Here is a 22,908-nt window from a genome sequence, read left to right as displayed (position 1 = left end):
AGCACCTCGTCAGGTTGAAATTTCCGCGGCGTGCCAGCGTTTCAGCAAGGCCCGCGACAACAGGTTGAAGCCCCAGAAGATCAGCACGCCCGTGGCCACCAGCAGGGCCAGCGCGGCGAACATCTTCGGCGTCTCGGTGCGAAAGCTCGCCTCCAGGATGCGCGAGGCCAGGCCCGTTTCGCGGCCCGCCGCACCGGCGACCATCTCGGCCGTCACCGCGCCGATCAGGCTCAGGCCGCCCGAGATCTTCAAGCCTGCCACGAAGTACGGCAGCGCCGAGGGCAGCAGCAGGAAGCGCAGCCGCTGCCACGGGCTCGCGCGGTACAGCGTGAACAGCTCGCGCAGCTGCGGGTTGGCCGCGCGCAGGCCGGCCACCGTGTTCGAGAGGATGGGAAAGAAGGCCACGATCCACGCGCACAGCAGCAGCGCGGCGGTGGTGCTTTCGACATAGATCAGGATCAGCGGCGCCACGGCCACCACCGGCGTCACCTGCAGCACCACCGCGAGCGGGAAGAACGCGCGCTCGACCGTGCGCGACAGCGCGAATACCGCCGCCACCGCCACGCCGCCCACCGTGGCGAGCAGCAGCGCACCGAAGGTGACCTGGAGCGTGAACCACCAGCTCGCCGCGAGCGACCCGAAGTGCTCGACGAGTGTGCGTGCCACGAGGCTGGGCGCGGGCAGCGTGTAGTGCGGGATCTGCGCGAGCCGCACGGTCGCCTCCCACGCCCCCAGCAGGGCCAGCAGCACCAGCGCGGGCGCCGCGCGGACCAGCACTGCCGCGCTCATGGGCGTGTCTCGGGCAACGTGGCCTGCAGCGCGTCCGACAGCACCCGGCAGTGCTGCGCATACGCCGCGCTGGTGCGAAACGAAGCGTCGCGCGGATAGGGCGCGTCGATCGCCACCTCGGCCACCACGCGCCCGGGGCGCGCGCCCATCACCAGCACCCGCTGGCTCAGAAACACCGCCTCGAACACGCTGTGCGTGACGAAGAGCGCGCCGAAGCGCTGCGCCTGCCACAGCGCCAGCAGGTCGGCGTTGAGCCGCTGGCGGGTGATCTCGTCGAGCGCGGCGAAGGGCTCGTCCATCAGCAAGAGTCGGGGCTGCGTGACCAGCGCCCGCGCGATCGACACCCGCATGCGCATGCCACCCGACAGCTCGTGCGGGTGGGCCGACGGGAAGCCGCCGAGCCCGAGCCGGTCGAGCACGGGCAGCACCCGTTCGCGCGCCGCCTCGCGGCCCATGCCGGCCAGGCGAAGCGGCAGCCACACGTTGTCGAACACATCGGCCCAGGGCATCAGCGTGGCGTCTTGGAACACGAAGGCCGTGTCCACGGCGCGTGGGTCGCGCAGGGCGGGCGCATCGACGTGGCCGAGGCTCGCTTTCTCAAGCCCGGCGGCCAGGCGCAGCACCGTGCTCTTGCCGCAGCCCGAGGGGCCCAGCAGCGAGACGAACTCGCCCGGCGCGACGCGCAGGTCCAGGCTTTGCAAGGCCCAGGTGCCGGTGGCGAAACGCTTGCCCACGTCGGTGAGCGAGAGCAGGGCAGGGGCCGGGTCGCGGAAGGGCATCGGCCGAGTGTGCCGCAAGCCGCCGGGCGATCTGCCGCGCGCCGCACGACAATCGGCGGGTCGTCATTCCAAGCGCTTCGTCCATGACCACCCTCGGCACCCCGCTCAGCCCCCATGCCACCAAAGTGATGCTGCTCGGCAGCGGCGAACTCGGCAAAGAAGTGCTGATCGCCCTGCAGCGCCTGGGCGTCGAAACCATCGCCGTGGACCGCTACGAAAACGCCCCCGGCCACCAGGTCGCGCACCACGCCCGCACCATCACGATGAGCGACCCCGACCAGCTGAAGGCGCTGATCGAGGCCGAGCGGCCGATGCTCGTCGTGCCCGAGATCGAGGCCATCGCCACGCCCATGCTCGAAGCGCTCGAAGCCGCCGGCACGGTGCGGGTGATCCCCACCGCCCGCGCGGCGCGCCTGACGATGGACCGCGAGGGCATCCGCCGCCTCGCCGCCGAGACGCTTGCGCTGCCGACCAGCCCGTACGTGTTCTGCGATTCGCTGCAAGAGCTGCAGGCCGCCATCGACTCGAAGATCGGCTACCCCTGCATCGTCAAGCCGGTGATGAGCAGCTCGGGCAAGGGCCAGAGCAAGATCGACGGCCCCGCTGACGTGAAAGCGGCGTGGGACTGCGCGATGGCGGGCGGCCGCGTCAGCCACGGCCGCGTCATCGTCGAAGGCTTCATCGACTTCGACTACGAAATCACGCAGCTCACCGTGCGCGCGGTGGGTGCCAGCGGCGACATCGAGACCCACTTCTGCGAGCCCATCGGCCACGTGCAGGTCAGCGGCGACTACGTCGAGAGCTGGCAGCCGCACCCGATGAGCCCGGCCGCGCTGCAGCGCTCGCGAGAGATTGCCAAGGCGGTGACCGACGACCTGGGCGGCCAGGGGCTGTTCGGCGTCGAGCTGTTCGTCAAGGGCGACCAGGTCTGGTTCAGCGAGGTCAGCCCGCGCCCGCACGACACCGGCATGGTGACGATGAGCACGCAGTGGCAGAACGAGTTCGAGCTGCACGCCCGCGCCATCCTCGGCCTGCCGGTCAACACCGCGCTCAAGAGCCCGGGTGCCAGCGCGGTGATCTACGGCGGTGCCGATGCCGTCGGGCTGGTGTTCGACGGTGTGGACGAGGCCCTGCGCGTGCCCAACACCGACCTGCGCCTGTTCGGCAAACCCGAAGGCTTCGTCAAGCGCCGCATGGGCGTGGCACTTGCTTTCGATGCCGACGTGGAAGTGGCGCGTCGGCGCGCCAAAGAAGCGGCTGCGAAGGTGAAGCCGCGCCTGCCGTGAGATCAGCGCCGTTCGGGCTGAGCCTGTCGAAGCCCTTTCGCCCCTGACATCTTGTCTGCCATGACCGTTGACATCACCCGCCTCGACGCCTGCGAGCTGAGCGACAGCCTGCACGCGCGCGAGGTTTCGTGCGTCGAGGCGATGCGCGCCTACCTCGATCGCATCGATGCGCTGAACCCGCGCTTCAACGCCATCGTCAGCCTGCAAGACCGCGACGCGCTGCTTGCGCAATCGCGCGAGCGCGACGCCGAGCTGGCCCGGGGCGCGAGCCGCGGCTGGATGCACGGCTTCCCGATGGCGATCAAGGATTTGAGCGAAACCCTCGGCGTGCCCAGCACCCAGGGCTCGCCGCTGCTCGCGCGTTACCTGCCCAAGCGCGACAGCCCGATGGTTGCGCGCATGAAGGCGGCCGGCGGCATCGTCATCGGCAAGACCAACGTGCCCGAGTTCGGCCTGGGTTCGCACACCGCCAACCCGGTGTTCGGCGTCACCCGCAATGCCTACGACCCGCGCCGCAGCGCTGGTGGCAGCAGCGGCGGCTCGGCGGTCAGCCTCGCCCTGCGCCTGCAGCCGGTGGCCGACGGCAGCGACATGATGGGCTCGCTGCGCAACCCCGCCGCCTGGGCCAATGTGTTCGGCTTTCGGCCGAGCTATGGCCGCGTGCCCAAGGGTCCGCCGGGCGATGCGTTCTTCGCCCAGCTCAGCACCGACGGCCCGATGGGCCGCACCGTGCGCGACCTGGCGATGCTGCTGTCGGTGCAGGCCGGGCGCGACGACCAGGCGCCGCTGTCGCTGCCGGGCGATGGCGGCGAGTTCTCTGCGCTGACACCCGTGCCACTGCGCGGCCTGCGCATCGGCTGGCTCGGCGACCTGGGCGGCCACCTGCCGATGGACGCTGGTGTGCTCGCCACCTGCGAAGCCGGCCTCACCCGCCTGGCGGCCGAAGGCGCTCAAGTCGAGCCGCTGGCGCTGGGCTTCGCGCCCGAACGCGTGTGGTCGGCCTGGTGCACCTTGCGGCACTGGCAGTTGCACGGGGCGCTCGGCGTGTTTCTGGGCAGCGAGGCCCAGCGCGCACAGCTCAAGCCCGACTTGCTGTGGGAGCTGACCCGCGGCGCCGCCCTCACCGGTGCCGAGGTGCAGGCCGCCAGCCAGCAGCGCAGCGCGTTCTACCGTCACCTGCTGACGCTGTTCGAGCGTTTCGACCTGCTGGCCTTGCCCAGCGCCCAGGTCTGGCCCTTTGCCGTGGACCCGACCGACCCCGCGGCGATGCCGCGCGAGATCGCCCGCCGCGAGCTCGACACCTACCACCGCTGGATGGAAGTCACCGTGCCCGCCTCGCTGGCCGGGCTGCCGGCGCTCAACGTGCCGGTCGGCTTCAGCGCCGAGGGCTGGCCGATGGGTCTGCAGTTGATCGGCCCACCGCTGGCCGATGCGCAGGTGCTGCGGGCCGGCCTGGCCTACGAGCCGCTGGCGGCCGACTGGCTGGCGCGGGGGGCCGCCGCATGATCTGGTCGTGGCTGGCCGACGCGTTGGTGCTGGTCCACCTGCTGTTCATCGTCTTCGCCGTGGTGGGCGCGGCCCTGCTGCTGCGCTGGCCGGGCCTCGTGTGGGTGCACGTGCCGGCGATGGCCTGGGCGGCGTATGTCGAGTTCTCGGGCCGCATCTGCCCGCTCACGCCGCTTGAGAACCACCTGCGCGAGCGGGCGGGCGAGGGCGGTTATGCCGGTGGCTTCGTCGAGCACTACCTGATCCCGCTGATCTACCCCGAAGCGCTGACGCGTGACCTGCAACTGGTGCTCGGCGGGGTGGTCGTGGTGCTCAACCTCGTGCTGTACGGCCTGTGGCTCGTGCAAAGGCACCGGCGGCGGCGCTTGGGGACCTCTTAAACCGGCCCGGCCGAGAAACTGTTCACACCCCGCCCTCAAGAAACCACGAGACTTCGAGGGGTGATCTCGATACGCTCAGGGTTTTCCCGGGCGAGTGATCTCGCTAGCAGGCGCGAGGAGCAGGGCATGAACATGGTGTGGCTGGGCATCACGGTGGTGGCGACCGTGGCGGGCATGTTGCTGGGCGCCGGCGCGAGCTGGAGCTACATCAACCGCCATGCCCGTGCGCGCGAGCGGCGGCTGATGGCTGCGGCGCAAGAGCACCACACCAACAGCACGCGCAGCCTGCGCGCGAACGCGACCCGCCTGGTGGTCGAGCTTGAAACCGAGCGAGCCTCGGTGCAGCGCCGCGTGTCGGCTGGCCTGGCCGAGCAACGCGCCGCCACGGCCCGGCTTGAAGAGCAGCTGCGCTTCGCCTACATGGAAATCGACCGCCTGAAAGCCTTCGGTGTTGCCGCGTCGGGGCGGCGAGGCCTCGCGCCCCAAGACGCCTTCGCCCCCACGCAAGACGGTTTTGCCGCCACCCAAGACGGGTACGCCGGTGCGCAGGACGGCTTCGCAATGACGCAGCCTTACGCGCCCTGAGGGGCCGGCCGCGCCCGCGGTCGGTCTTACTGAAAGGCCACCTCGGCGAAGCTGCGCAGCTTGCGGCTGTGCAGTTGATCGACCCCTTGCGAGCGCAGCAGTTCGAGCGCGCGGATGCCGATGCGCAGGTGCTGGTCCACCCGCTCACGGTAGAAGTGGTTGGCCATGCCGGGCAGCTTGATCTCGCCGTGCAGCGGCTTGTCGCTCACGCACAGCAAGGTGCCGTAGGGCACACGAAAGCGAAAGCCATTGGCGGCGATGGTGGCCGATTCCATGTCGAGCGCGATCGCCCGGCTCTGGCTGAAACGCCGCTCGGGTGACGTGGCCGCGTGGTGCGAGGGCAGCAGCTCCCAGTTGCGGTTGTCGGTGCTTGCCACCGTGCCGGTGCGCATGATGCGTTTGAGCTCGTAGCCCTTGAGCTGCGTGATCTCTTCGACCGCCGATTCGAGCGCGACCTGCACCTCGGCCAGCGGCGGAATGGGCACCCACAGCGGCAACTCTTCGTCGAGCACGTGGTCTTCGCGGACGTAGCCGTGGGCCAGCACGTAGTCGCCCAGCGCCTGCGTGTTGCGCAGCCCGGCGCAGTGGCCGAGCATGATCCACGCATGCGGGCGCAGCACCGCGATGTGGTCGGTGATGGTCTTGGCGTTGGCCGGGCCGACGCCGATGTTGACCATGGTGATGCCGGCGCGGTCGCCGCGCATCAGGTGGTAGGCGGGCATCTGCGGCAGGCGCGGCGGCGCCATGCCCATCTCGTCGCCCGGCAGCGGTGCGAGGCCGGTGCGGCGCGTGACCACGTTGCCGGGCTCGACGAAGGCGGTGTACTCGCTGCCCTGGTCCGCCATCGCTTCATGGCCCAGGCGCACGAACTCGTCGATGTAGAACTGGTAGTTCGTGAACAGCACGAAGTTCTGGAAGTGCTCGGGCGCGGTGCCGGTGTAGTGGCGCAAGCGGTGCAGCGAGTAGTCCACCCGCGGCGCGGTGAAGAGCGACAGCGGGTGGCGCAGGTGGCCGTCGGGCCCGCGCGGCGGCTCGTGCGTGCCGTTGGCGATGCCATCGTCCATGGCGGCGAGGTCGGGCAGGTCGAACACGTCGCGCAGCAAGAGGCGGCGTTCGCGGCTCAGGCTGCCCTCGACGTGGTCGTTGTCGGCCAGCGAGAAGTGCACCGGGATCGGTTGCGAGCTCAGGCCCACTTCGAGCGCGACGCCGTGGTTCTTCAGCAGCAGCTCGAATTGCTGCAGGTAGTAGTCGCCGAACAGGTCGGGCCGCGTCAGCGTGGTTTCGTAGGTGCCGGGGCCGGCCACGAAGCCGTAGGCCAGGCGCGAGTCGGCGCGGGCCACGGTGTCGGTGTGCACGCGCAGGTAGGGGTAGCACGCGCGCACGTGCTGGCTGAAGCTGTCGCCGGCGACGAAGCGCTGCAGGCTCTCGCGCAGGTGGGCGATGCCACTGTTGTAGATGGTGGCGGCGTGGGCGAGCGCAGCGCCAGCGTCGGTGAACGATTGGGCGTTGAGAAGGGTGCGTTGGGCCATGGGCGCATTGTGCGTCCATGGCGGCAGGCGAGAGGGTGGCGTGGCTTGCGCGCCGCAGCCGCCAGGCCCGGCACGCGGGCGTGCGCGGCTCAGCCCAGGAAGCCCAGGTTGTGCGATGCGAACCGGCCGATGTTGGGCAGCACGCGCGGCAGGTCGGTCGCGCTCACGCCGAACCAGTTCGCCAGCGTGGCGGCGTATTCGTCCACCGCGGTGGTGGGGATCAGCCGGCCATTGCCTGCGTCGTCGCGGCTGTTGAGCGCCACCGTCGGCCAGCGGCCGAACACGCGGTTGCCCTGCACCGCGCCGCCCAGCACGAGGTGGTGCGCGCCCCAGCCGTGGTCCGAGCCATCGCCATTGAATTGCAGCGCACGGCCGAAGTCGGACGCGGTGAAGGTGGTCACGCTGCTGGCCACGCCCAGGTCCACTGTCGATTGGTAGAACTGCGCCAGTGCCGCATCGACCTCCGCCAGCTTGGCAGCCTGGTCGTTCAGCAGCGTGGCATGGAAGTCGTAGCCGCCGTGCATCACATAGAAGATCTGCCGCGTGTGGCCCAGCGTTTCGCGCGCCGCGATCATGCGGGCGACCATGCGCAGCTGTGCGCCCAGGCCACCGCCGGGGAAGGCCGCCATGCCGGCCGTGCCCTGGATGGCGCTGCTCACCACCGACTCGGCGTCGATCGAGCGCCGGGCGATGCGCGCCAGCTCGCGCTCCATCAGGTTGCTGCGGCTGCCGTCGGTGATGAGCGTGCGCAGCGCCGAGGTGTTCTGGCCGTACAGGTTGTCGAGCGAGCGCACGCGCACCGGGCCCTGCGTGGTCAACTGGTACTGGATGACCGATTCGCCGGCCTGGATGACGTTGTTGCCTGCGATCGACATCGCCATCGACACGCGGTTCGACGAGGACATCATCAGATCGCCCATGCGCCCCATCCAGCCCGTGCGCGAGGGCGCATCGGGCAGGCCGGTCTGCCATTGGTTGGCCTGGTCCGAGTGAGAGAACAGCTGGTACGGCACTGCCAGCGTGGGCACGCCGCGATTCCAGTCGTCTCGCCCCCGCGGCAGTGGCACGGCCAGCGTGCCGACGTTGGCGACCACGGCGCAGCGCTGCTGGTCGAACAAGGTGCGCAGGCGCGTGAGCGAGGGGTGCAGCCCCAGCGCCGGGCCGGTGTACCCGGTCGGGTTGATCGGCAAGAGGTTGGCCGCCGGCAGTGCGAGCGAACCGCGCGCGCTGGCGTAGGCCGCGTGTTCGGTGCTGCTGCGCGGCACCACGGTGTTGGCGTTGTCGTTGCCGCCAGCGAGAAACACGCAGACGAGTGCGCGGTAGCCACTCGCGCTTTGCGCGGCCGCCTCACCGATGGCGGCGAGGTTGAGTGCGAAGGGCGAGACGCCCATGGCGCCGAGTGCCGCGCTGCGACGCAGAAACTGGCGGCGGCCTTCGTGGTGGTGGATGTGGGTCATGGCGCCGGTCCTCATTTCTGCACGATGTATTCGGGGCTGGCCATCAGCAGCCGGATCGCCGCCGCCACGCGGTAGTCGTCGCTGCGCATCACGGTCATGGTGCTGCGCACGGCCGCGCGCGTGCTGCTCGACATCTGGCCCGCCATCAGCAAGAGGTTCAGGCGGTCGAGCAGCGCGTCAGGGTTGCCGGCCAGGGCCAGCTCGGCGCTGTAGTCGGTGGTGAGGAAGTGGCGCGAGCCGTCCGAGAAACGCGGCGTCATGCGCTCGGCCGTCCAGTCGAGGAAGTTGTTGTAGCCCGTGAGCGTGGTCTCGTGCGTGATCTGGAACTCGGGCGCCGTGAGCCCGGCCGAGAGGATGTCGCCCGGCGGTGCGTAGTCGGGCCGGAACCAGTTGAACACCGACGGTGCGCGCAACGGGTTCTGGCCGATGCTGTTGACCGGGTCTTCGAGGTTCCAGATGCGGTACACGCCGCTCGGTGCCGTCACCGAGAACGCCCGCAGGAAGTTGCCGTAGCGCACGATGGGCTCGCGCAGCTTGCCCCACTGCGGGTCGGCGATGCGCGCGGGGTCGCGCGCTTCCGGGTCCATCAGCACCGCACGCAAGGTGGCGAACAGGTCGCCGCGCACGCGTCCGTTGCCGCCGTTGAAGACGGTCGCCACCCGCGCCACATAGGCCGGGCTCGGGTTGCTGGTCACGAAGCGCTTGATCAACTGCGTGGCCATGAAGGGGCCCACGTTGGGGTGGTTGAACAGCGTGTCGAGCGCGATGCGCAGGTCGGCGTCGCCGTCGGGCGTGCTGCTCGCCGGGATGGTGACGCCCAGGAAGCGCTTCTCGCTCGTCGAATGGAAGCGTGGGTAGAACTGCATCGAGCGGTTCCACGTCGTGGACTCGTTGCCCGCGCTGTCGGGCCAGCCATACCAGCGGTGGTCGGCGCGGTCAGGGCCGCCCCAGCTCAGGCCGGTGAGAACGCGCGCCATGCCCATCACGTCGTCGAGCCCGTAGGTTGGGATGTCGCGGCCCTGTGCGTCCTTGCGGCGCGTGCCGTCGAGGTTCAGCTCCCACAGGCCGATGCTGAAGAGCTGCATCACCTCGCGGGCGTAGTTCTCGTCGGGTGTGCGGCCAGTGACGGGGTCTTCCTTCTCGTTGCGGATGTGCGAGAGGTAGTAACCCATCGTCGGGTGCCGTGTCACGTCTTCAAGCAGCGTGCGGTAGTTGCCCAGCGCGTTGCGCGACAGCATGTCGAGGTAGGCCGCATGCGCGTCCGGCAGGCCATCGACGGCGCTGTTGACGGCGCTGACGACGAAGATTTCCGACAGCGCCAGCACCATGCGCTGGCGCAACTGGCCACGGCCTTGCACGGCCTGCTTCCAGAACGATTCCATCGTCGCGTTGATGTACTGCGACTCGCACAAGGTGCAGCCCAAGGGGCCCTGCCGCGCGACATAGGCCCAGTGCGTGTCGAGTTCGGTGGCAGCGAGTTGTTCACCGAACCAGCCGCTGTAGCCGAGGCTGCGCAAGCGGGCGATGTCGGCCATCGTCGGACCGTAGGTCGCCTGGGTGAGAAAGCGTGCCGCTTCGGCGTCGCTGGTCACCGCATCGCCCGCAGCGGGCGGAGGGTTGCTCGGGGGCGGTGGCGTAGGTCCGGCCGGTGGCGGCGCCGGGGTGCCTGCGGCGGGCGGCGGCGCGGGGCTGGTGGTGCTGTCTTCACCGCCGCCGCACGCGACCAGGCTGAACAGCAGGGCGAGCGAGGCCAGGCGCGCGGCGTGGCCGGCCCGTGGCGTCGGGCGGTGACGTGATGGCATGGGTCCCCCGGATGTCTTGTTGGTCTTCGAAAGCCCACCCCTCGCGCGGCCTTCCGCATCGGGTGTGACTCGGCTGGGCGCGTTGTAGGCGGCCGGCGCACCCGCGCTGCAACCAACTGCTACGGCCACGAGGCGCGCGCCTTACAGACACTTGCGCTTTCCGCCCATGCGGGGGTGGTCGCGGGCGCGGCTACAGTGCCGACCCACCACGCCGAGCTACCGCATCGAGCCACCGCGCGCCACGAGGAGACCGCATCCCATGACCCCTGACCCCATCAAGGCCCCGATGGCTGCCACCGTCGTGCAAGTCGAAGTGGCGACCGGCGATGCCGTGCAGGCCGGCCAGTTGTTGCTCGTCATCGAAGCCATGAAGATGGAGCACGAGATCCGCGCGCCTTTCGACGCCCGCGTGCTCGAAGTCGCCGCCCGCGTCGGCGAGCCCGTGGCCGAAGACGACCTGCTGCTGGTGCTGGGCGAGGGCGTGGCGCCGGCCGCGGCGGCCCCGGCCCCCGAGCTGCCTGACGCGGCACCGGCCGAAGCGGCCGCACCGCGCCTGCGCGCCGACCTCGACGAGGTTATTCAGCGCCACGCCTACACGCTCGATGCCGCACGCCCCGAGGCCACGGCCAAGCGCCACGCACTCGGCCTTCGCAGTGCGCGCGAAAACATCGACGACCTCTGCGACGAGCACAGCTTCATCGAATACGGCGCGCTCGCCATCGCCGCGCAGCGCAGCCGCCGCCCGCTGCAAGAGCTGATCGAGAAGACCCCCGCCGACGGCATGGTCACCGGCATCGGCAGCGTCAACGGCCTGATCCACGGCGAAGAGAAAGCGCGCTGCGTCGTCATGAGCTACGACGCCACCGTGCTGGCCGGCACGCAGGGCTTCCGCAACCACGCCAAGACCGACCGCATGCTCGGCGTGGCCCACGCGCAGAAGCTGCCCGTGGTGCTGTTCGCCGAAGGCGGTGGCGGCCGGCCGGGCGACACCGATTCGTCGTCCATCGCCGGCCTGCACCTGCACACCTGGGCCGCGCTCGGCCGCCTGAGCGGCCAGGTGCCGCTGATCGGCATCGCGGCCGGCCGCTGCTTCGCCGGCAACGCGGCCCTGCTCGGCTGCTGCGACGTGATCATTGCGACGAAGTCCAGCAACATCGGCATGGGCGGCCCGGCCATGGTCGAGGGCGGCGGCCTCGGCGTCTACACGCCCGAGCAGATCGGCCCCAGCCCCGTGCAGCACCGCAACGGCGTGATCGACGTGCTGGTCGAAGACGAAGCCGAAGCCGTGCGCGTGGCGCGGCACTACCTGTCGTTCTTCCAGGGCCCGCTGAAAGACTGGCTGGCTCACGATGGGCAGGTGCTGCGCGATGCGCTGCCCGAGAACCGCGTGCGCGCCTACGACATGCGCCGCGTGATGGACGGCGTGGCCGACCGCGACTCGCTGCTCGAACTGCGCAGCGGCTTCGGCCACGGCATCCTCACCGCGCTCGCGCGCATCGAAGGGCGGCCGGTGGGCATCCTCGCCAACAACCCGGCCCACCTGGGCGGTGCCATCGACGCCGATGCCGCCGACAAGGCCGCACGCTTCATGCAGCTGTGCAACGCGCACGGGCTGCCGCTCGTGTCGCTGGTCGATACGCCCGGCTTCATGGTCGGCCCCGAGATCGAAGCCGTCGCCCAGGTGCGCCACGTGAGCCGCATGTTCGTCGTCGCGGCCAACCTGCGCGTGCCCTTCTTCACCGTCGTCGTGCGCAAGGGCTACGGCCTCGGCGCGATGGCCATGGCCGGCGGCGGCTTTCACGCCCCGGCCTTCACCGCGGCGTGGCCCAGCGGCGAATTCGGCGGCATGGGCCTCGAAGGCGCGGTGCGCCTGGGCTACCGCAAAGAACTCGAAGCCGTGCCCGAAGGCCCCGAACGCGAGGCCGTGTTCAACGAACTTGTCGCCAAGCAATACGAAAAGGGCAAGGCCATCAACATGGCCAGTGCCTTGGAGATCGACGCCGTCATCGACCCCGCCGACACCCGCCACTGGCTCGGCCGCGGCCTCGCCGGCGCCAAGGTCGGCGAGGCCACCGCACGCTTCATCGACACCTGGTGAGTGGTGCGCGCGAGCCGCGATAATCCCGCTGCCGCGCCCCACGCGGCATCGCTTTTTCAGGGGGCCGTTAGCTCAGTTGGTTAGAGCAGAGGACTCATAATCCTTTGGTCGTTGGTTCAAGTCCAACACGGCCTACCAGTCAAGTCAAATACTTAGAGTGAACAAGCATCCTGGTCGGATGCTCCACTGTCAACCAACTGTCACCAGTCACGACCCGGTGGACGGAAAGCGCAGTTTGCCGGGTCTGCGGGGCGGTTGGGTTGGTCTGCGTTGCCGATGCAACCTCGTGCCTGGTCCATTTCAATGCGTACGGCTTCTGAGACCGTACGCCGGGCGAGCATTGATCGCCAATTCGAGAGGATCATCGGATGAGGTCAGTGATCGTATGTGCATGCATGCGATCAACCCTCGCCCAGCGGAATCGCGCACTCGGCACATAGTTGGCCGTCAATCGGACCCGGGTGTTGGGTTGAACCGGCGTGCCCTCAGGTGGATCTTGCGTCAGCACGATGTTCAACGGGACGCTCGCCGTACCTTCGGCAACGCTGCTCCATTTCATGTCAGCCACGAGCCCCATGCGTGCGAGTTCTGCCTTCGCTGCATCGACGGTGGAACCGACCAGCTTTGGTATGCGCAGATCGGCAGGAACATTGACACGCTTGAAGTTGACCACTGGTAGATCCAGCGGTGGTTCGATGCTTGACGGGTCGAACACCACAGGCGCGATCTTGCGACCGGCAATCTTCTGAGCGTGCAACTGCACTGCGCCGACGGCACGGGAGTAGCTCTCCCACATCGTCGTGAGTTGGTCGCTCGGGGGCAGGTCTTCGAAGAAGGCCGGGTTCTCACGCGCGAAGTCGATGTCGTTGCGTCGCGTCATGAACTTGAGTCGCAGCTTGGCGCAGTCGGCCAGAGCCATCTCGCGATCGGCGATTTCTTCTTCGTTCACCAGGGGGAGCGCGAGCGTGTTGTAGTCGGCGTACTCGAATTCGTATCCGGCAGGGTTGGCCCGTGCAATGGTAGGAAAGTCCTTCAGGCGCTGGATGATCCCCGGCGCATCGACAACGTAGCTCAGTTGCTCGTCGGCACCGGCACGCTGGTAGGTAAGCACGGTGATCATTGTCTTGTGCGATGAAGACGTCGATGCCTGGTCGAACTTGGCCTTGAAATCACCTGCCGCGACCAGGCCCTGGCAAGAGGTCTGGAACGATGTGCTTAGGGACTTCTGGGTCTCTTGGCTCGTCGATGTGCACTGGAACACGGCAAAGAACTCGCCACCGGTTTGCAGCCCGCGCACGAAAGCGGTTCCGAAGGCAGTCTTGAAGGCCGCCTTGTCGGCGAGGACGGGTTCAGCATCTGGCAGCACCTTCACCTTGTCGATCTGCTCGAAAGCGTTCATGACGCGGCAACTCGCGACGACGAAGGTCGACTGCGCGTTGAAGCTTGATTTCTCAGACAGCGCGAACTTGCCTGTGGCTGAGAAGAGCCCATAGCGCCCGCTCGCCTCGACCGATAGGCCCAGGCTCTCCATCAGCGACTCGTGTGATTCGACGATCTGAACGTCGTAGACCGCTTCGCCGCCGGAGACGGCGCGCTCGGTGGTTTGTACTTCCAGTGCCTTGCCGATGATCTCACCAGTCAACACGTTGATTCCACGCCCCAGAGTGGCAGAGCCACGAAAGGGGATGCGACCTGTTTGTGCCATGAATTGCTCCTTCTTGAATTGGCATGTCAAGACGGACAGCGTAGGAATGGACCCCTCAGGCGTCATCCAAAACTCTGGGGATGCGAGTCGGTTGGTGGAAAGCCAGACTGCGCTCCCGCATTCGAATCTATGGAGAGTGATATGTCAGATGAAGTGACTGAACCGCCGCTGGTGTGTGGCGAGCGAATGGTGATGGCGCCCGATGGCGCTGCCATCCCGGTACCCGTCGGAGAAATCGCCGGCGTCACTGACGCGTACGGCGTGCCGGCCTACATACATCCAGATGCCCCTGTGGACGTCAGCCAGATCGGAGACGGCTATTACGTGGTCATGAATTGCGCGCCGCCAGTCAACGACGAAGCCAGCGCACTGTGGGACGACCTCAAGGGTAAGGCGTTCGACGCGCTCCTTGAGCAGGTCTTGCTCAACGGCGCCCCGAAGTTGTTCAAGTTCGGGTTGTCGGTCACGGGATTGCTCGCTGATGTCCTCACGGCATCACGGCTGACCCGAGAGGTTTTCGTGAAGGGTGACTACCAGGGGGTGCCGTTGAAGATTTGCATCCTTCTGTGATGCTGAAGTGTTCCTGATCAAGCAAAAAAAAGCGCCGGTCGCAAGACCCGGCGCCTTTGTCACTCAAGCGGCCAAAGAATCAGCGCTTGTTGAACACGTCGATCGTCACGCGCCCCAGCCCCGGGGTGATGGTGCCGACGTAGGTGCCCGTGTTGAGTGCGTTGTAAGCCCCGTTGGTGGCGGCTTCGAAGTAGACGTTGGTGTAGTCCGAGTTGGCGTAGTCGCCGCAGTTGCGCACGACGATGTTTTCACCGTTGCTGGCCTTGATCGTGTAGCGGGCTTCGATCTGGATGCTGCCGCCGGTGGGCGTGAGCTGGTAATCGGCGCCGCCCGGGTTCACGTTGCCGTTGGCGGCCGTGCCGCTGAAGCTGCCGCCGGTGATCGGGATGATGTTGCGGCGGCCGTACTTCGACGCACCCACCGATTGCGACGAGCCGATGCTCACGCGGGCGCTCATGACCTGCGAGCCGGTGGCCGTGCCGGTGGGGGCGCCGGTGCAGTTCCATGGCTGCTGCTTGAACTGGCTGTCGGCGGGCACGCGCACGACCGGGGCGCCCGGCTTGGGCGTGGGCGACACGTTGTAGACCGACAGCTGGATGCCTTGCGGCGTGACCTTGCGCGTGCCGATGTAGGTGCCGCTGTTGAGCCCTTGCGACGAACTGCTGCTGGGGGCTTCGAAGTCGGCGACGAAGCGCACGTCGCTGCCGTCGGCCACGCCGCAGTTGCGCATGTAGATCAGCGTGCCGCTGCTGGTGCGCAGCACGTAGCGGCTTTCGAGCTCGATGGCGCCGCTGGGCAGGCGCAGTTCGAAGTCGAGCGCGTTGCCGAGCACGCTGCCGCTGAGCGAGCCCCCCGACATCGTGCCGCCGCTGGTGGGCGTGACACGGCGCGGGCCGTAGGGCGTGTTGGCGATGTTGATCGGCGTGCCGGCCGTGAGCGTGGTGTTGAACACCAGCGTGCCGCCGCTCGGGTCGGGGATGCCGTTCGGGAAGCCGCAGGTCCAGCTCGGGTCGGGCACGATGGTCGCGCCGGGGGTCGGCGTGGGGTTGCAGTCGGCGCTGGTGCAGGCGGCGTCGCCTTCGAGCGTCACGCGGCTCACCGTGCCGGTTTCGAGCACGCTGCTGGCGGCCACGGCGAACTGCAGCGAGACCGAGGTCACGCCGTTGCCGAGGTTGAAGCTGGTGCTCCCCGAGGCGGTGCGCAGCGCTTCGAGCGTGCGCGTCTGGCCGTTGACCACCGCCGTCAGCGTGAGTGTCTCGCCAGTGTCCAGGCCCGAGGTCGCGCGCGCCACGGTGAGCTTGAGGTTCTGGTAGTTGGTGGTCGAGATGACCCGCGAGTTGAGCCGGCCCGGCGTCGAGCCGCCGCGCAGCACCACGCCGCTGCTGCCGGTGGACGTGCTGCCCGCGACGGTGAAGTCGCCCAGGCTGCTGCTGGTGAAGGCCTGGTCGAGGATGACGGCCGCGTCGGCCGAGGCCGCGAAGCCGAGGGCCAGGGCGGCGAAGGCGCAGGCCGTCATCGAATGACGGGCACGGCGGGGCATGGCGGCGCAAGCCGCGGGTGAAAGGTTCATGGGGGCGTCTCCTGCGTGGTTGTCGTTGTGCGGCCCGGGGCAGCGCGGCCGTTGAAACCGCCTGCCTGCTGGGCCGAGCGGCACTGTAGGAAGGCCCTCGCGCCAGGGTCTTTCATGAACGTGCGGTGCACGGGGCATGAACGTGCAGAGCGTTATGGCCTGCGGAACAAATCGCGTTTCGCTGCGTGCATTCACCTAATGAAACGTTTCACCGTTTCGTTAGGATGCGCGTTTCGCAGCGCACATGGCGCTGTGCTGGTCCCACCACCCCCTGCCGCCCGAGGAGGCGCCCGATGGCCCGAATCCCGTACGTCGAACCGGCCGAGCTGCCCGCGTCTTACCTCGACCTGCTGAAGACGCGCCGCCCGCTGAACCTGTACCGCATGCTGCCGCACGCGCGCGCGGCCTGCGAACCGTTTCTCGCGCTAGGCGGTGCGCTGCTGCGCAAGAGCGAGCTGGACCCGCTGCTGCGCGAGGTCGCCATCGTGCGCGTGGGGGTGCTGAGCGGCGCCGCCTACGAGGTGCACCAGCACCGCCGCCTGGCGCGCTCGCTGGGCATGCGCGAGGACACGCTCGCGGCCATCGAACACGGCCCCGACGCGCCGGCCTTCACGCCGCTCGAACGCCTGGTGATGCGCTTCACCGACCAGCTGGTGCACCACGTGAAGGCGCCCGATGCGCTGTTCGACGAAGCGCGCGAGGCCTTGGGTGAACGGCAAGTGGCCGAACTGGTGCTGACCATCGGCTTCTACATGATGGTCAGCCGCTTTCTCGAAAACTTCGAGGTGGACATCGAGCCCGCCGACGCCCCCCCGGCCGCGTGACGCGGCCCCCCCGACCCGGACCTTTGCGATGAACCCGAACGACCTCGACCCCACGCGGCAGATCCACCCCGAAACCCTGGGCATCGCGCCGCGCCACCACCGCCTCACCGGCCGCCGCATCGTCGTGGTCGGTGCGGGGCAACGCCCCATCGACGATGAAGACGCGCCCGTCGGCAACGGCCGCGCCATCGCGATGCTGTGCGCACGCGAGGGTGCGCGGGTGGCCTGCGTGGACATGTCGAGCGCCAGCGTCGAAGAGACCTGCGACCTGATCGCCACCGAAGGCTTCGATGCGCTGGCCGAGGTGGCCGACGTGAGCGACGCGGAGGCGGTGGCGCCGATGATCCAGCGCTGTGCCGAGCGCCTGGGCGGGCTCGACGGCCTGGTGCTCAACGTCGGCATCTCGAAGGGCCTGCCGCTCGCCAAACAAAGCGCCGAGGCCTGGGACTTCGAGTTCGCCGTCAACCTGCGCAGCCACATGCTCGCCAGCCAGGCGGCGATGCCGCTGATGCTGAACGGCGGGTCCATCGTGCTGGTGTCGTCGCTCGCGGCCCTGCGCGCCAACGCGCGCAACCCGGCCTACGAGGCTTCGAAGGCAGCGCAGGTCGCGCTGGCGCGCAGCCTCGCGGTGGCCGGCGAGCCGCAGGGCGTGCGCTGCAACGCGGTGCTGCCGGGCCTGATCGACACGCCCCTCGGCCGGCTGGCCTCACAACGCCGGCCCGGCCGCGCGGCGGCGGTGCCCTGGGGCCGCCAGGGCACCGGCTGGGAGGTGGCCTACGCGACGCTGTTCCTGATCTCGCACGAGTCGAGCTACGTCAACGGCCACGCGCTGCTGATGGACGGCGGCCTGTCGGTCGGCGTTGCGCGGCAGGCGGCATGAAGGCCGTCGTGCTGGGTGAGGCGGGGCCCGCCCTCGCCACCCTCGAAGCGCCCCGGCTGGGCCCGGCCGAGGTTCGCGTGCGGGTGCGCGCCAGTGCGCTCAACCGGGTGGACCTGGCCATGGCCGCAGGCCACGTGCACGGCGGTGCGGGTGGGCGTGGCGGTGTGCTCGGGCTCGAATGGGCCGGCGACGTGACCGAGGTTGGCGCCGAGGTGCGCGCCTGGCGTGTCGGCGACCGCGTGATGTGCTCGGGCCGTGGCGGTTTCGCCGAAGAGGCGGTGTGCGATGGCGGCCGCGTGCTGCCGATGCCCGCTTCGCTCAGCTACGAACAGGCGGCGGGCCTGCCGGTGGCCCTGCAGACCATGCACGACGCGCTGGTCACCAACGGCGCGCTCAAGCTGGGCGATGCGGTGCTGATCCAGGGCGCCTCGACCGGGGTCGGCCTGATGGGCCTGCAGCTCGCGCGGCGGCTCGGCGCGGCGCGCGTGATTGGCAGTTCGACCACCCCCGAGCGCCGCGCGCGGCTGCATGAGTTCGGCTGCGACCTGGCGCTCGACAGCCGCGACCCGCAGTGGGTCGAGCAGGTGCTCGCGGTCACCGGGGGCGCCGGCGTCAACGTGCTGATCGACCAGCTGGCCGGCCCGCTGGTCAACGACAACCTGCGCGCCACGGCCCTCGGCGGGCGCGTCGTCAACGTCGGGCGGCTGGCCGGCATGCGCGGCGAGTTCGACTTCGACCTGCACGCGCTGCGGCGCATCCACTACGTGGGCGTCACCTTTCGCACGCGCTCGGTGCAAGAGGTGCGCGACCTCAACACGCGGCTGCTGGCCGACCTGCGCGAACCCCTGTCGCGCGGTGAACTCACGCTGCCCATCGACCGCGTGTTCGCGCTCGACGACTTCGCGCAGGCGCTGCAGCACCTGCGCGCGAACGCGCATTTCGGCAAGGTGGTGCTGCGGGTGGGCGCGCCGGCCTGAGCCACGCCCACGGCCGGTCAGAACATCGCGGGCTTCGCGTAGCCGCGCGCTTCGACCTCTTGCTGCACGGTGTTGCTGCCACCGGGCACGTCCAGCCCGACCGCCGTGCCCACGCCTTCGCCGCTGGCGAGCGTGTTGTCGGCGTTCACGTCGAACGCGGTGGTGGTCGAGGTGCAGCTCGTCGTCGGTGCGTAGGTGATGAGGCTCGTGCCCAGCGTGAACTGGGTGGCGCTCGCGGCCAGAGTGGCGGCCTGCGACTGGAAGCGCAGCCCCGGCGTGTGGCTGTTGCCCGGGCCGGCCCAGTTGCAGATCATGCCGAGCAGATCGCCGTTGCTGGCCGAGATCTCGCCGGTGAAGGCGAAGTAGCCGCTGAGCGTGCGCACCTCGCTCGCGCTGTTGTAGGTCGCGCGCACGGCCAGCGCCCGCGCGTGGCTGTCGCCAGTGCCGGCCTGCCAGGCCGAGAGAAAGTTGCCTGCCACCGTCTCGCGGTCGAACTCGCCCGCGAAGCGCGTGAAGTTGCCGCGCCAGCCGAGCGTGCCGCCGCGCGTGTTGCCGGTGATCTTGGCTGTGGGGTCGAGTTCGCCGTCGGCCTCGAAGCTCGCCACGTCGGCTGCGTAGTGCGTGGACGACGGGCTCGCCGCGTGGCCGCAGTACTGGCCGTCGCGGCTGCTGAATTGCATCGCGCTGCCCGCGCGGCTGTACTTGATGGTGCTCACGCGCGCCACCTGGTAGAGGCCGCCGCTCAGGTGGTCGGTGCAACCGAAGGCTGCGTCGTTGCTCAGCTCGAAGCCGGCAACCTGCATCACGCCGGTGTAGCTGGTGCGGCTCGACCCGGGCGTGTGCCGCAGCACCACCTCGCCGGTGCGGGCGCTGCTGCCGCTGCCGTGGCTGAGCACGAGGCGGTAGGTGTACTGCGTGCCGCCGCCGTTGAGGGCGACCGTGGCGGCGACGACCGTCACGCCGGGGAAGGGCGTGGCCAGGGCGGTCTGCAGGGCGGTTTGGATGTCGGTCTGCGCGCCGGCGGCCGGCATGCTGAGCGTGCTGCTGCGTGCCACCGTGGCGCGCATCACCGCCATCAGCAGCAGCCCTTGGCGGGCACGGCCCTTGACGCCGGCCACGCGCGCGTTCAGTTGCGCGGCCACGCAGGGCTGGCCGCTGGCTTCGGTGGCCAGCCACAGGCCGACGTCACCGCCCGGCAGCGTGCCGGCGGTGGGCTCGGGGCCGCTCGCGTCCTGGTGGCTGCTGTAGGCGACGTTGGGGCCGTAGCAGGGCGCATTGCCGCCGATGCCGAAGACCGTGCCGAAGTTGAGCAGGCTGGCCAGCGGCACGCCCGCGTCGGCCGCGAGCACGCGTTCGATGGTGGCGGCGCTGGCCTTGAGGTCGGGCTCGACGGCCGGTGCGGCCAGCGCGCGCGGGGCGGGCACCAGGCCGGTGGCGAGCTTGGCAAGCATGTGCGAGTCGCCGGCCTGCAGGGCGGCCCAGGTCGCGCGGGCCCAGTCGGCCGTGTGGTGCAGGCCCGAGGCGGGCTCGAGCGCGGCCACGGTAGTGGCGCTGCTGAGGTCGCTGGGTGAACCCACCGACAGCCCGGCCGGGAAGCTCATGCCCGCGTCGGTGCTGGCCGAGTCGGCGGGCGCATCGCTGCCCCCGCCCCCGCACGCGACCAGCGCGAGGCTGGCGATCACCGCGGCGGCCAAGGGGCGGCGCGGCAGGGGGTGGGGCGGGCACAACGGACGAACGCACGTGGACATGGCATCTCCCTGGTTGACGGGGCCACGACCCACGTGGCCCGCTCAGGGTTTTCGACGCCGGGCCGAAGGGCTTGATGGCCGCGCGGCGCGGGTACGAGCGCGTTCCGTTGCCTGCGTCACGCCGAGGGCGTGGGGGGCAACACCCGGTGGCTCAGTCGTCCACCGCCTTGACCAGGATCGTGCCGCGCGCGATCACCGAGGGCTTGGCGGGCAGCATGGTCGCTGTGCCGTCGAGGTGCGCGAGCAGGCCGCCGAGCTTGCCGTTGTGCTGCACGGCGTTGACGCGCCACACGATTTCGAGGTCGTGGTCGGCGAAGACCGGGTGCTTGTAGGCGAAGTTGAAGTTCAGGCACAGCATCTCGCGCCGGATGCCGTCGTCGCTGCGCGAGAAGTGCGTGGCGACCAGGCCCGACATGATGGCCGAGGTGTGCTGCCCGGCCGCGATGATGTCGTCGAAGCCGGCGTGGCGCGCCGCGTCTACGTCGCGGTGCAACGGGTTCTCGTCGTGTGTGAGGCGCGCAAATTGCGCGATGTCGTCGCGCGAGTAGCGCAGCGTCCTGCGGATCGTCTCGCCGACCGCCACCAGCCGGTCGTTCGACGCGTTCACCTTCATGTCCATGGTCATTCCCTCCGGCCCCGGGCGCGTGTGCGGCCGAAGCGGCGGGCGATCACAAACGCTCGATCGCCATCGCCGTCGCCTCACCGCCGCCGATGCACAAGGCGGCCACGCCCCTCTTTTTGTTGTCCCGGCGCAAGGCACCGAGCAGGGTCGCAACGATACGCGCACCGCTCGCGCCGATCGGATGACCTAAGGCACAGGCCCCCCCGTTCACGTTGACGACCTCGTGCGGCAGCTTGAATTCGTGCATCGCCGCCATCGTGACGGCGGCGAAGGCCTCGTTCACCTCCCACAGGTCTACGTCACCGGCCGACCAGCCGGTTTTGGCCAGCAGCTTGTGGATGGCCCCGACCGGCGCGGTCGTGAACCACTCGGGCGCCTGCGCAAACACCGCATGGCCGACGATGCGTGCCACCGGCGCCAGGCCCAGGCGCGCGGCCGTGCCCTCGCGCATCAGCACCAGCGCGGCGGCACCGTCTGAAATGCTCGACGCGTTGGCGGCGGTGATGGTGCCGTCTTTCTTGAACGCGGGCTTCAGGCCCGGGATCTTGTCGAGCTTGGCCTTGAAGGGCTGCTCGTCGCGGGCGATGACGGTGTCGCCGCCCTTGCCGGCCAGCGTGACCGGGGCCATCTCCCAGTCGAAGCTGCCGTCTTCGTTGGCGCGCCGGCTGCGTTCGGTCGAGGCGATGGCGAAGGCGTCTTGCGCGTCGCGGCTGAAACCGTACTTGGCCACGCACTGTTCGGCGAACACCCCCATGGCCTGGCCGCCCGCGGCCGTGCGTGTGTAGGCGTCTTCGAGCCCGTCGATGGCCATGTGGTCGTAGAGCATCGCCGAGCCGTAGCGCTGGCCCTTGCGCGCAAAGGTCAGGTGCGGCGCGTTGGTCATGCTTTCCATGCCGCCGGCGACCATCACCTCGGCGCTCTCGGCCTTGAGCATGTCGTGCGCGAACATCAGCGCGCGCATGCCCGAGCCGCACATCTTCGACAGCGTCACGGCGCCCGCCGTCTGCGGCAGCCCGGCGCCCAGCGCCGCCTGCCGGGCCGGCGCCTGGCCCTGGCCGGCCATCAGGCAGTTGCCCATCAAGACCTCGTCGATGGCCTCACCGGCCACACCTGCCCGCTCGACCGCCGCACGAATGGCGATGGCGCCCAACTGGTGGGCCGAGAGCGACGACAGGTCGCCCAGCAAACCGCCGATGGGCGTGCGGGCGGCAGACACGATGACGATGGGTTCGGACATGGTCGGTACTCCGAGGTCGAGGGCCGGGTCAGAGGCTGAGAGTATTTCGGGCATGAACGAAAAACTCTCAGCCTCTCAGACGTGCCGTGCCGGCAGGATGCCGGCACGCTCCTCTTTCGCCAGCGCAGCGATGTAGGCCTGGAAGGCCGGGTCTTCGCCGCGCAGCAGCAGCGGCAGGGCGTTGTAGAAGTCGTCGCGGCGGCACCACTCGCGCATGTAGTCGTCCCACGAGTTCCAGCGGCGCTGCTCGGTGGGGGCCATGTCTTCCTTGTAGGCGACGAGGTAGGCGCGTTCGAACAGCGAGATCAGCATGTCGAAGATCACCAGCATGCGCTCGTTCTGCTCGGGCGTGGGGTCGCGCAGGGCTTGCGTGCTGCGCAGTTGCAGGTCGGCGTTGGACAGCACGATCTTGAGGAAGTCGTTGTACGCGTCCGAGAGCAGCTGGTAGGCCTCTTCTTCTTCGTTCTCGCGTTCGCGCCGCTGTTCGAGCAGAAAGACGCCGATGGCGAACGGCAGGCCGATCACCGTGACGGCATAGCTGGCGGCTTCGAGCCATTCCATCAT

The 22,908-nt window shown here is 69.2% G+C and carries 19 protein-coding genes, 1 tRNA gene and 1 pseudogene; 10 read left to right on the top strand and 11 right to left on the bottom strand.

Going from position 1 to position 22,908, the window contains the following annotated elements; all coding sequences use genetic code 11:
• Positions 1-9 precede the first annotated feature (9 nt).
• Positions 10-789 carry an ABC transporter permease gene (locus tag AC1KAT_RS12710; RefSeq protein WP_480326402.1) on the bottom strand — a complete coding sequence of 260 codons (780 nt, stop codon included), beginning with the start codon at positions 787-789 and terminating at the stop codon, positions 10-12.
• Positions 786-1,568 carry an ABC transporter ATP-binding protein gene (locus AC1KAT_RS12705; protein ID WP_480326400.1) on the bottom strand — a complete coding sequence of 261 codons (783 nt, stop codon included), beginning with the start codon at positions 1,566-1,568 and terminating at the stop codon, positions 786-788. The genes AC1KAT_RS12710 and AC1KAT_RS12705 overlap by 4 nt, the downstream gene beginning before the upstream one ends.
• A gap of 83 nt (positions 1,569-1,651) precedes the next feature.
• Between AC1KAT_RS12705 and purT the strand changes: the two genes are divergently transcribed.
• The 4 genes from purT to AC1KAT_RS12685 all read left to right on the top strand — a co-directional run bounded on the left by purT (position 1,652) and on the right by AC1KAT_RS12685 (position 5,325).
• Positions 1,652-2,854 (top strand): formate-dependent phosphoribosylglycinamide formyltransferase, encoded by a 1,203-nt coding sequence (gene purT, locus AC1KAT_RS12700; protein ID WP_480326398.1) that lies wholly within the window; start codon positions 1,652-1,654, stop codon positions 2,852-2,854.
• Positions 2,855-2,914: 60 nt separating this feature from the next.
• A complete protein-coding gene (locus AC1KAT_RS12695) occupies positions 2,915-4,360 on the top strand; it encodes an amidase (protein WP_480326396.1) in 1,446 nt (481 codons plus the stop codon).
• Positions 4,357-4,740 carry a DUF2784 domain-containing protein gene (locus AC1KAT_RS12690; protein WP_480326394.1) on the top strand — a complete coding sequence of 128 codons (384 nt, stop codon included), beginning with the start codon at positions 4,357-4,359 and terminating at the stop codon, positions 4,738-4,740. The genes AC1KAT_RS12695 and AC1KAT_RS12690 overlap by 4 nt, the downstream gene beginning before the upstream one ends.
• Before the next feature lie 126 nt (positions 4,741-4,866).
• Positions 4,867-5,325, top strand: coding sequence for a hypothetical protein (locus tag AC1KAT_RS12685; protein ID WP_480326392.1), 459 nt, complete (start codon positions 4,867-4,869; stop codon positions 5,323-5,325).
• A 26-nt stretch (positions 5,326-5,351) separates the two neighbouring features.
• On the opposite strand, the gene AC1KAT_RS12680 is transcribed toward AC1KAT_RS12685, so the two are convergent.
• From AC1KAT_RS12680 to AC1KAT_RS12670, 3 genes are all read right to left on the bottom strand, one after another.
• Positions 5,352-6,854 carry an AMP nucleosidase gene (locus AC1KAT_RS12680; protein ID WP_480326390.1) on the bottom strand — a complete coding sequence of 501 codons (1,503 nt, stop codon included), beginning with the start codon at positions 6,852-6,854 and terminating at the stop codon, positions 5,352-5,354.
• An 89-nt stretch (positions 6,855-6,943) separates the two neighbouring features.
• Entirely contained in the window at positions 6,944-8,311 is a 1,368-nt protein-coding gene (locus tag AC1KAT_RS12675; RefSeq protein WP_480326388.1) for a DUF1501 domain-containing protein, read from the bottom strand.
• Between the two features lie 11 nt (positions 8,312-8,322).
• The gene (locus tag AC1KAT_RS12670; protein ID WP_480326386.1) at positions 8,323-10,113 is read right to left on the bottom strand and encodes a DUF1800 domain-containing protein; all 1,791 of its coding nucleotides are present in this window, start codon (positions 10,111-10,113) and stop codon (positions 8,323-8,325) included.
• Between the two features lie 259 nt (positions 10,114-10,372).
• Between AC1KAT_RS12670 and AC1KAT_RS12665 the strand changes: the two are divergent.
• Both AC1KAT_RS12665 and AC1KAT_RS12660 read left to right on the top strand, forming a co-directional pair.
• Positions 10,373-12,211: pseudogene (locus AC1KAT_RS12665) on the top strand (carboxyl transferase domain-containing protein); the annotation flags it as partial.
• Positions 12,212-12,272: 61 nt separating this feature from the next.
• Positions 12,273-12,349: transfer RNA gene (locus tag AC1KAT_RS12660), tRNA-Ile, on the top strand.
• Positions 12,350-12,572: 223 nt separating this feature from the next.
• Here the strand turns inward: AC1KAT_RS12660 and AC1KAT_RS12655 are convergent.
• Positions 12,573-13,916, bottom strand: coding sequence for a PASTA domain-containing protein (locus AC1KAT_RS12655; protein ID WP_480326384.1), 1,344 nt, complete (start codon positions 13,914-13,916; stop codon positions 12,573-12,575).
• A gap of 141 nt (positions 13,917-14,057) precedes the next feature.
• On the opposite strand from AC1KAT_RS12655, the gene AC1KAT_RS12650 reads away from it, so the two are divergent.
• Positions 14,058-14,486: a hypothetical protein gene (locus AC1KAT_RS12650; protein ID WP_480326382.1), complete on the top strand. Its 429-nt coding sequence runs from the start codon at positions 14,058-14,060 to the stop codon at positions 14,484-14,486.
• Between the two features lie 79 nt (positions 14,487-14,565).
• Here AC1KAT_RS12650 and AC1KAT_RS12645 read toward each other — a convergent pair whose 3' ends face one another.
• Positions 14,566-16,056 (bottom strand): DUF3237 domain-containing protein, encoded by a 1,491-nt coding sequence (locus AC1KAT_RS12645; protein WP_480326380.1) that lies wholly within the window; start codon positions 16,054-16,056, stop codon positions 14,566-14,568.
• A 293-nt stretch (positions 16,057-16,349) separates the two neighbouring features.
• Between AC1KAT_RS12645 and AC1KAT_RS12640 the strand changes: the two genes are divergently transcribed.
• Genes AC1KAT_RS12640 through AC1KAT_RS12630 form a run of 3 tightly spaced genes read left to right on the top strand, consistent with a single transcriptional unit; the run spans position 16,350 to position 18,737 of the window.
• Positions 16,350-16,880 carry a carboxymuconolactone decarboxylase family protein gene (locus AC1KAT_RS12640; RefSeq protein ID WP_480326378.1) on the top strand — a complete coding sequence of 177 codons (531 nt, stop codon included), beginning with the start codon at positions 16,350-16,352 and terminating at the stop codon, positions 16,878-16,880.
• Between the two features lie 28 nt (positions 16,881-16,908).
• Positions 16,909-17,760 carry an SDR family NAD(P)-dependent oxidoreductase gene (locus AC1KAT_RS12635; RefSeq protein WP_480326376.1) on the top strand — a complete coding sequence of 284 codons (852 nt, stop codon included), beginning with the start codon at positions 16,909-16,911 and terminating at the stop codon, positions 17,758-17,760.
• The gene (locus AC1KAT_RS12630; protein ID WP_480326374.1) at positions 17,757-18,737 is read left to right on the top strand and encodes a quinone oxidoreductase family protein; all 981 of its coding nucleotides are present in this window, start codon (positions 17,757-17,759) and stop codon (positions 18,735-18,737) included. Before AC1KAT_RS12635 ends, AC1KAT_RS12630 begins: the two co-directional genes overlap by 4 nt.
• A gap of 17 nt (positions 18,738-18,754) precedes the next feature.
• Here the strand turns inward: AC1KAT_RS12630 and AC1KAT_RS12625 are convergent, their stop codons facing one another.
• The 4 genes from AC1KAT_RS12625 to AC1KAT_RS12610 all read right to left on the bottom strand — a co-directional run bounded on the left by AC1KAT_RS12625 (position 18,755) and on the right by AC1KAT_RS12610 (position 22,908).
• Entirely contained in the window at positions 18,755-20,485 is a 1,731-nt protein-coding gene (locus AC1KAT_RS12625; protein ID WP_480326372.1) for a hypothetical protein, read from the bottom strand.
• Between the two features lie 151 nt (positions 20,486-20,636).
• Positions 20,637-21,104: a MaoC family dehydratase gene (locus AC1KAT_RS12620; RefSeq protein WP_480326370.1), complete on the bottom strand. Its 468-nt coding sequence runs from the start codon at positions 21,102-21,104 to the stop codon at positions 20,637-20,639.
• A 49-nt stretch (positions 21,105-21,153) separates the two neighbouring features.
• A complete protein-coding gene (locus tag AC1KAT_RS12615; protein ID WP_480326368.1) occupies positions 21,154-22,344 on the bottom strand; it encodes an acetyl-CoA C-acyltransferase in 1,191 nt (396 codons plus the stop codon).
• A gap of 75 nt (positions 22,345-22,419) precedes the next feature.
• On the bottom strand, positions 22,420-22,908 hold the full coding sequence (locus AC1KAT_RS12610; RefSeq protein ID WP_480326366.1) for a hypothetical protein: 489 nt from the start codon (positions 22,906-22,908) through the stop codon (positions 22,420-22,422).

Source organism: Piscinibacter sp. PDB5-1, assembly GCF_056676035.1.
This window is presented reverse-complemented; position numbering and strand designations above follow the sequence as displayed.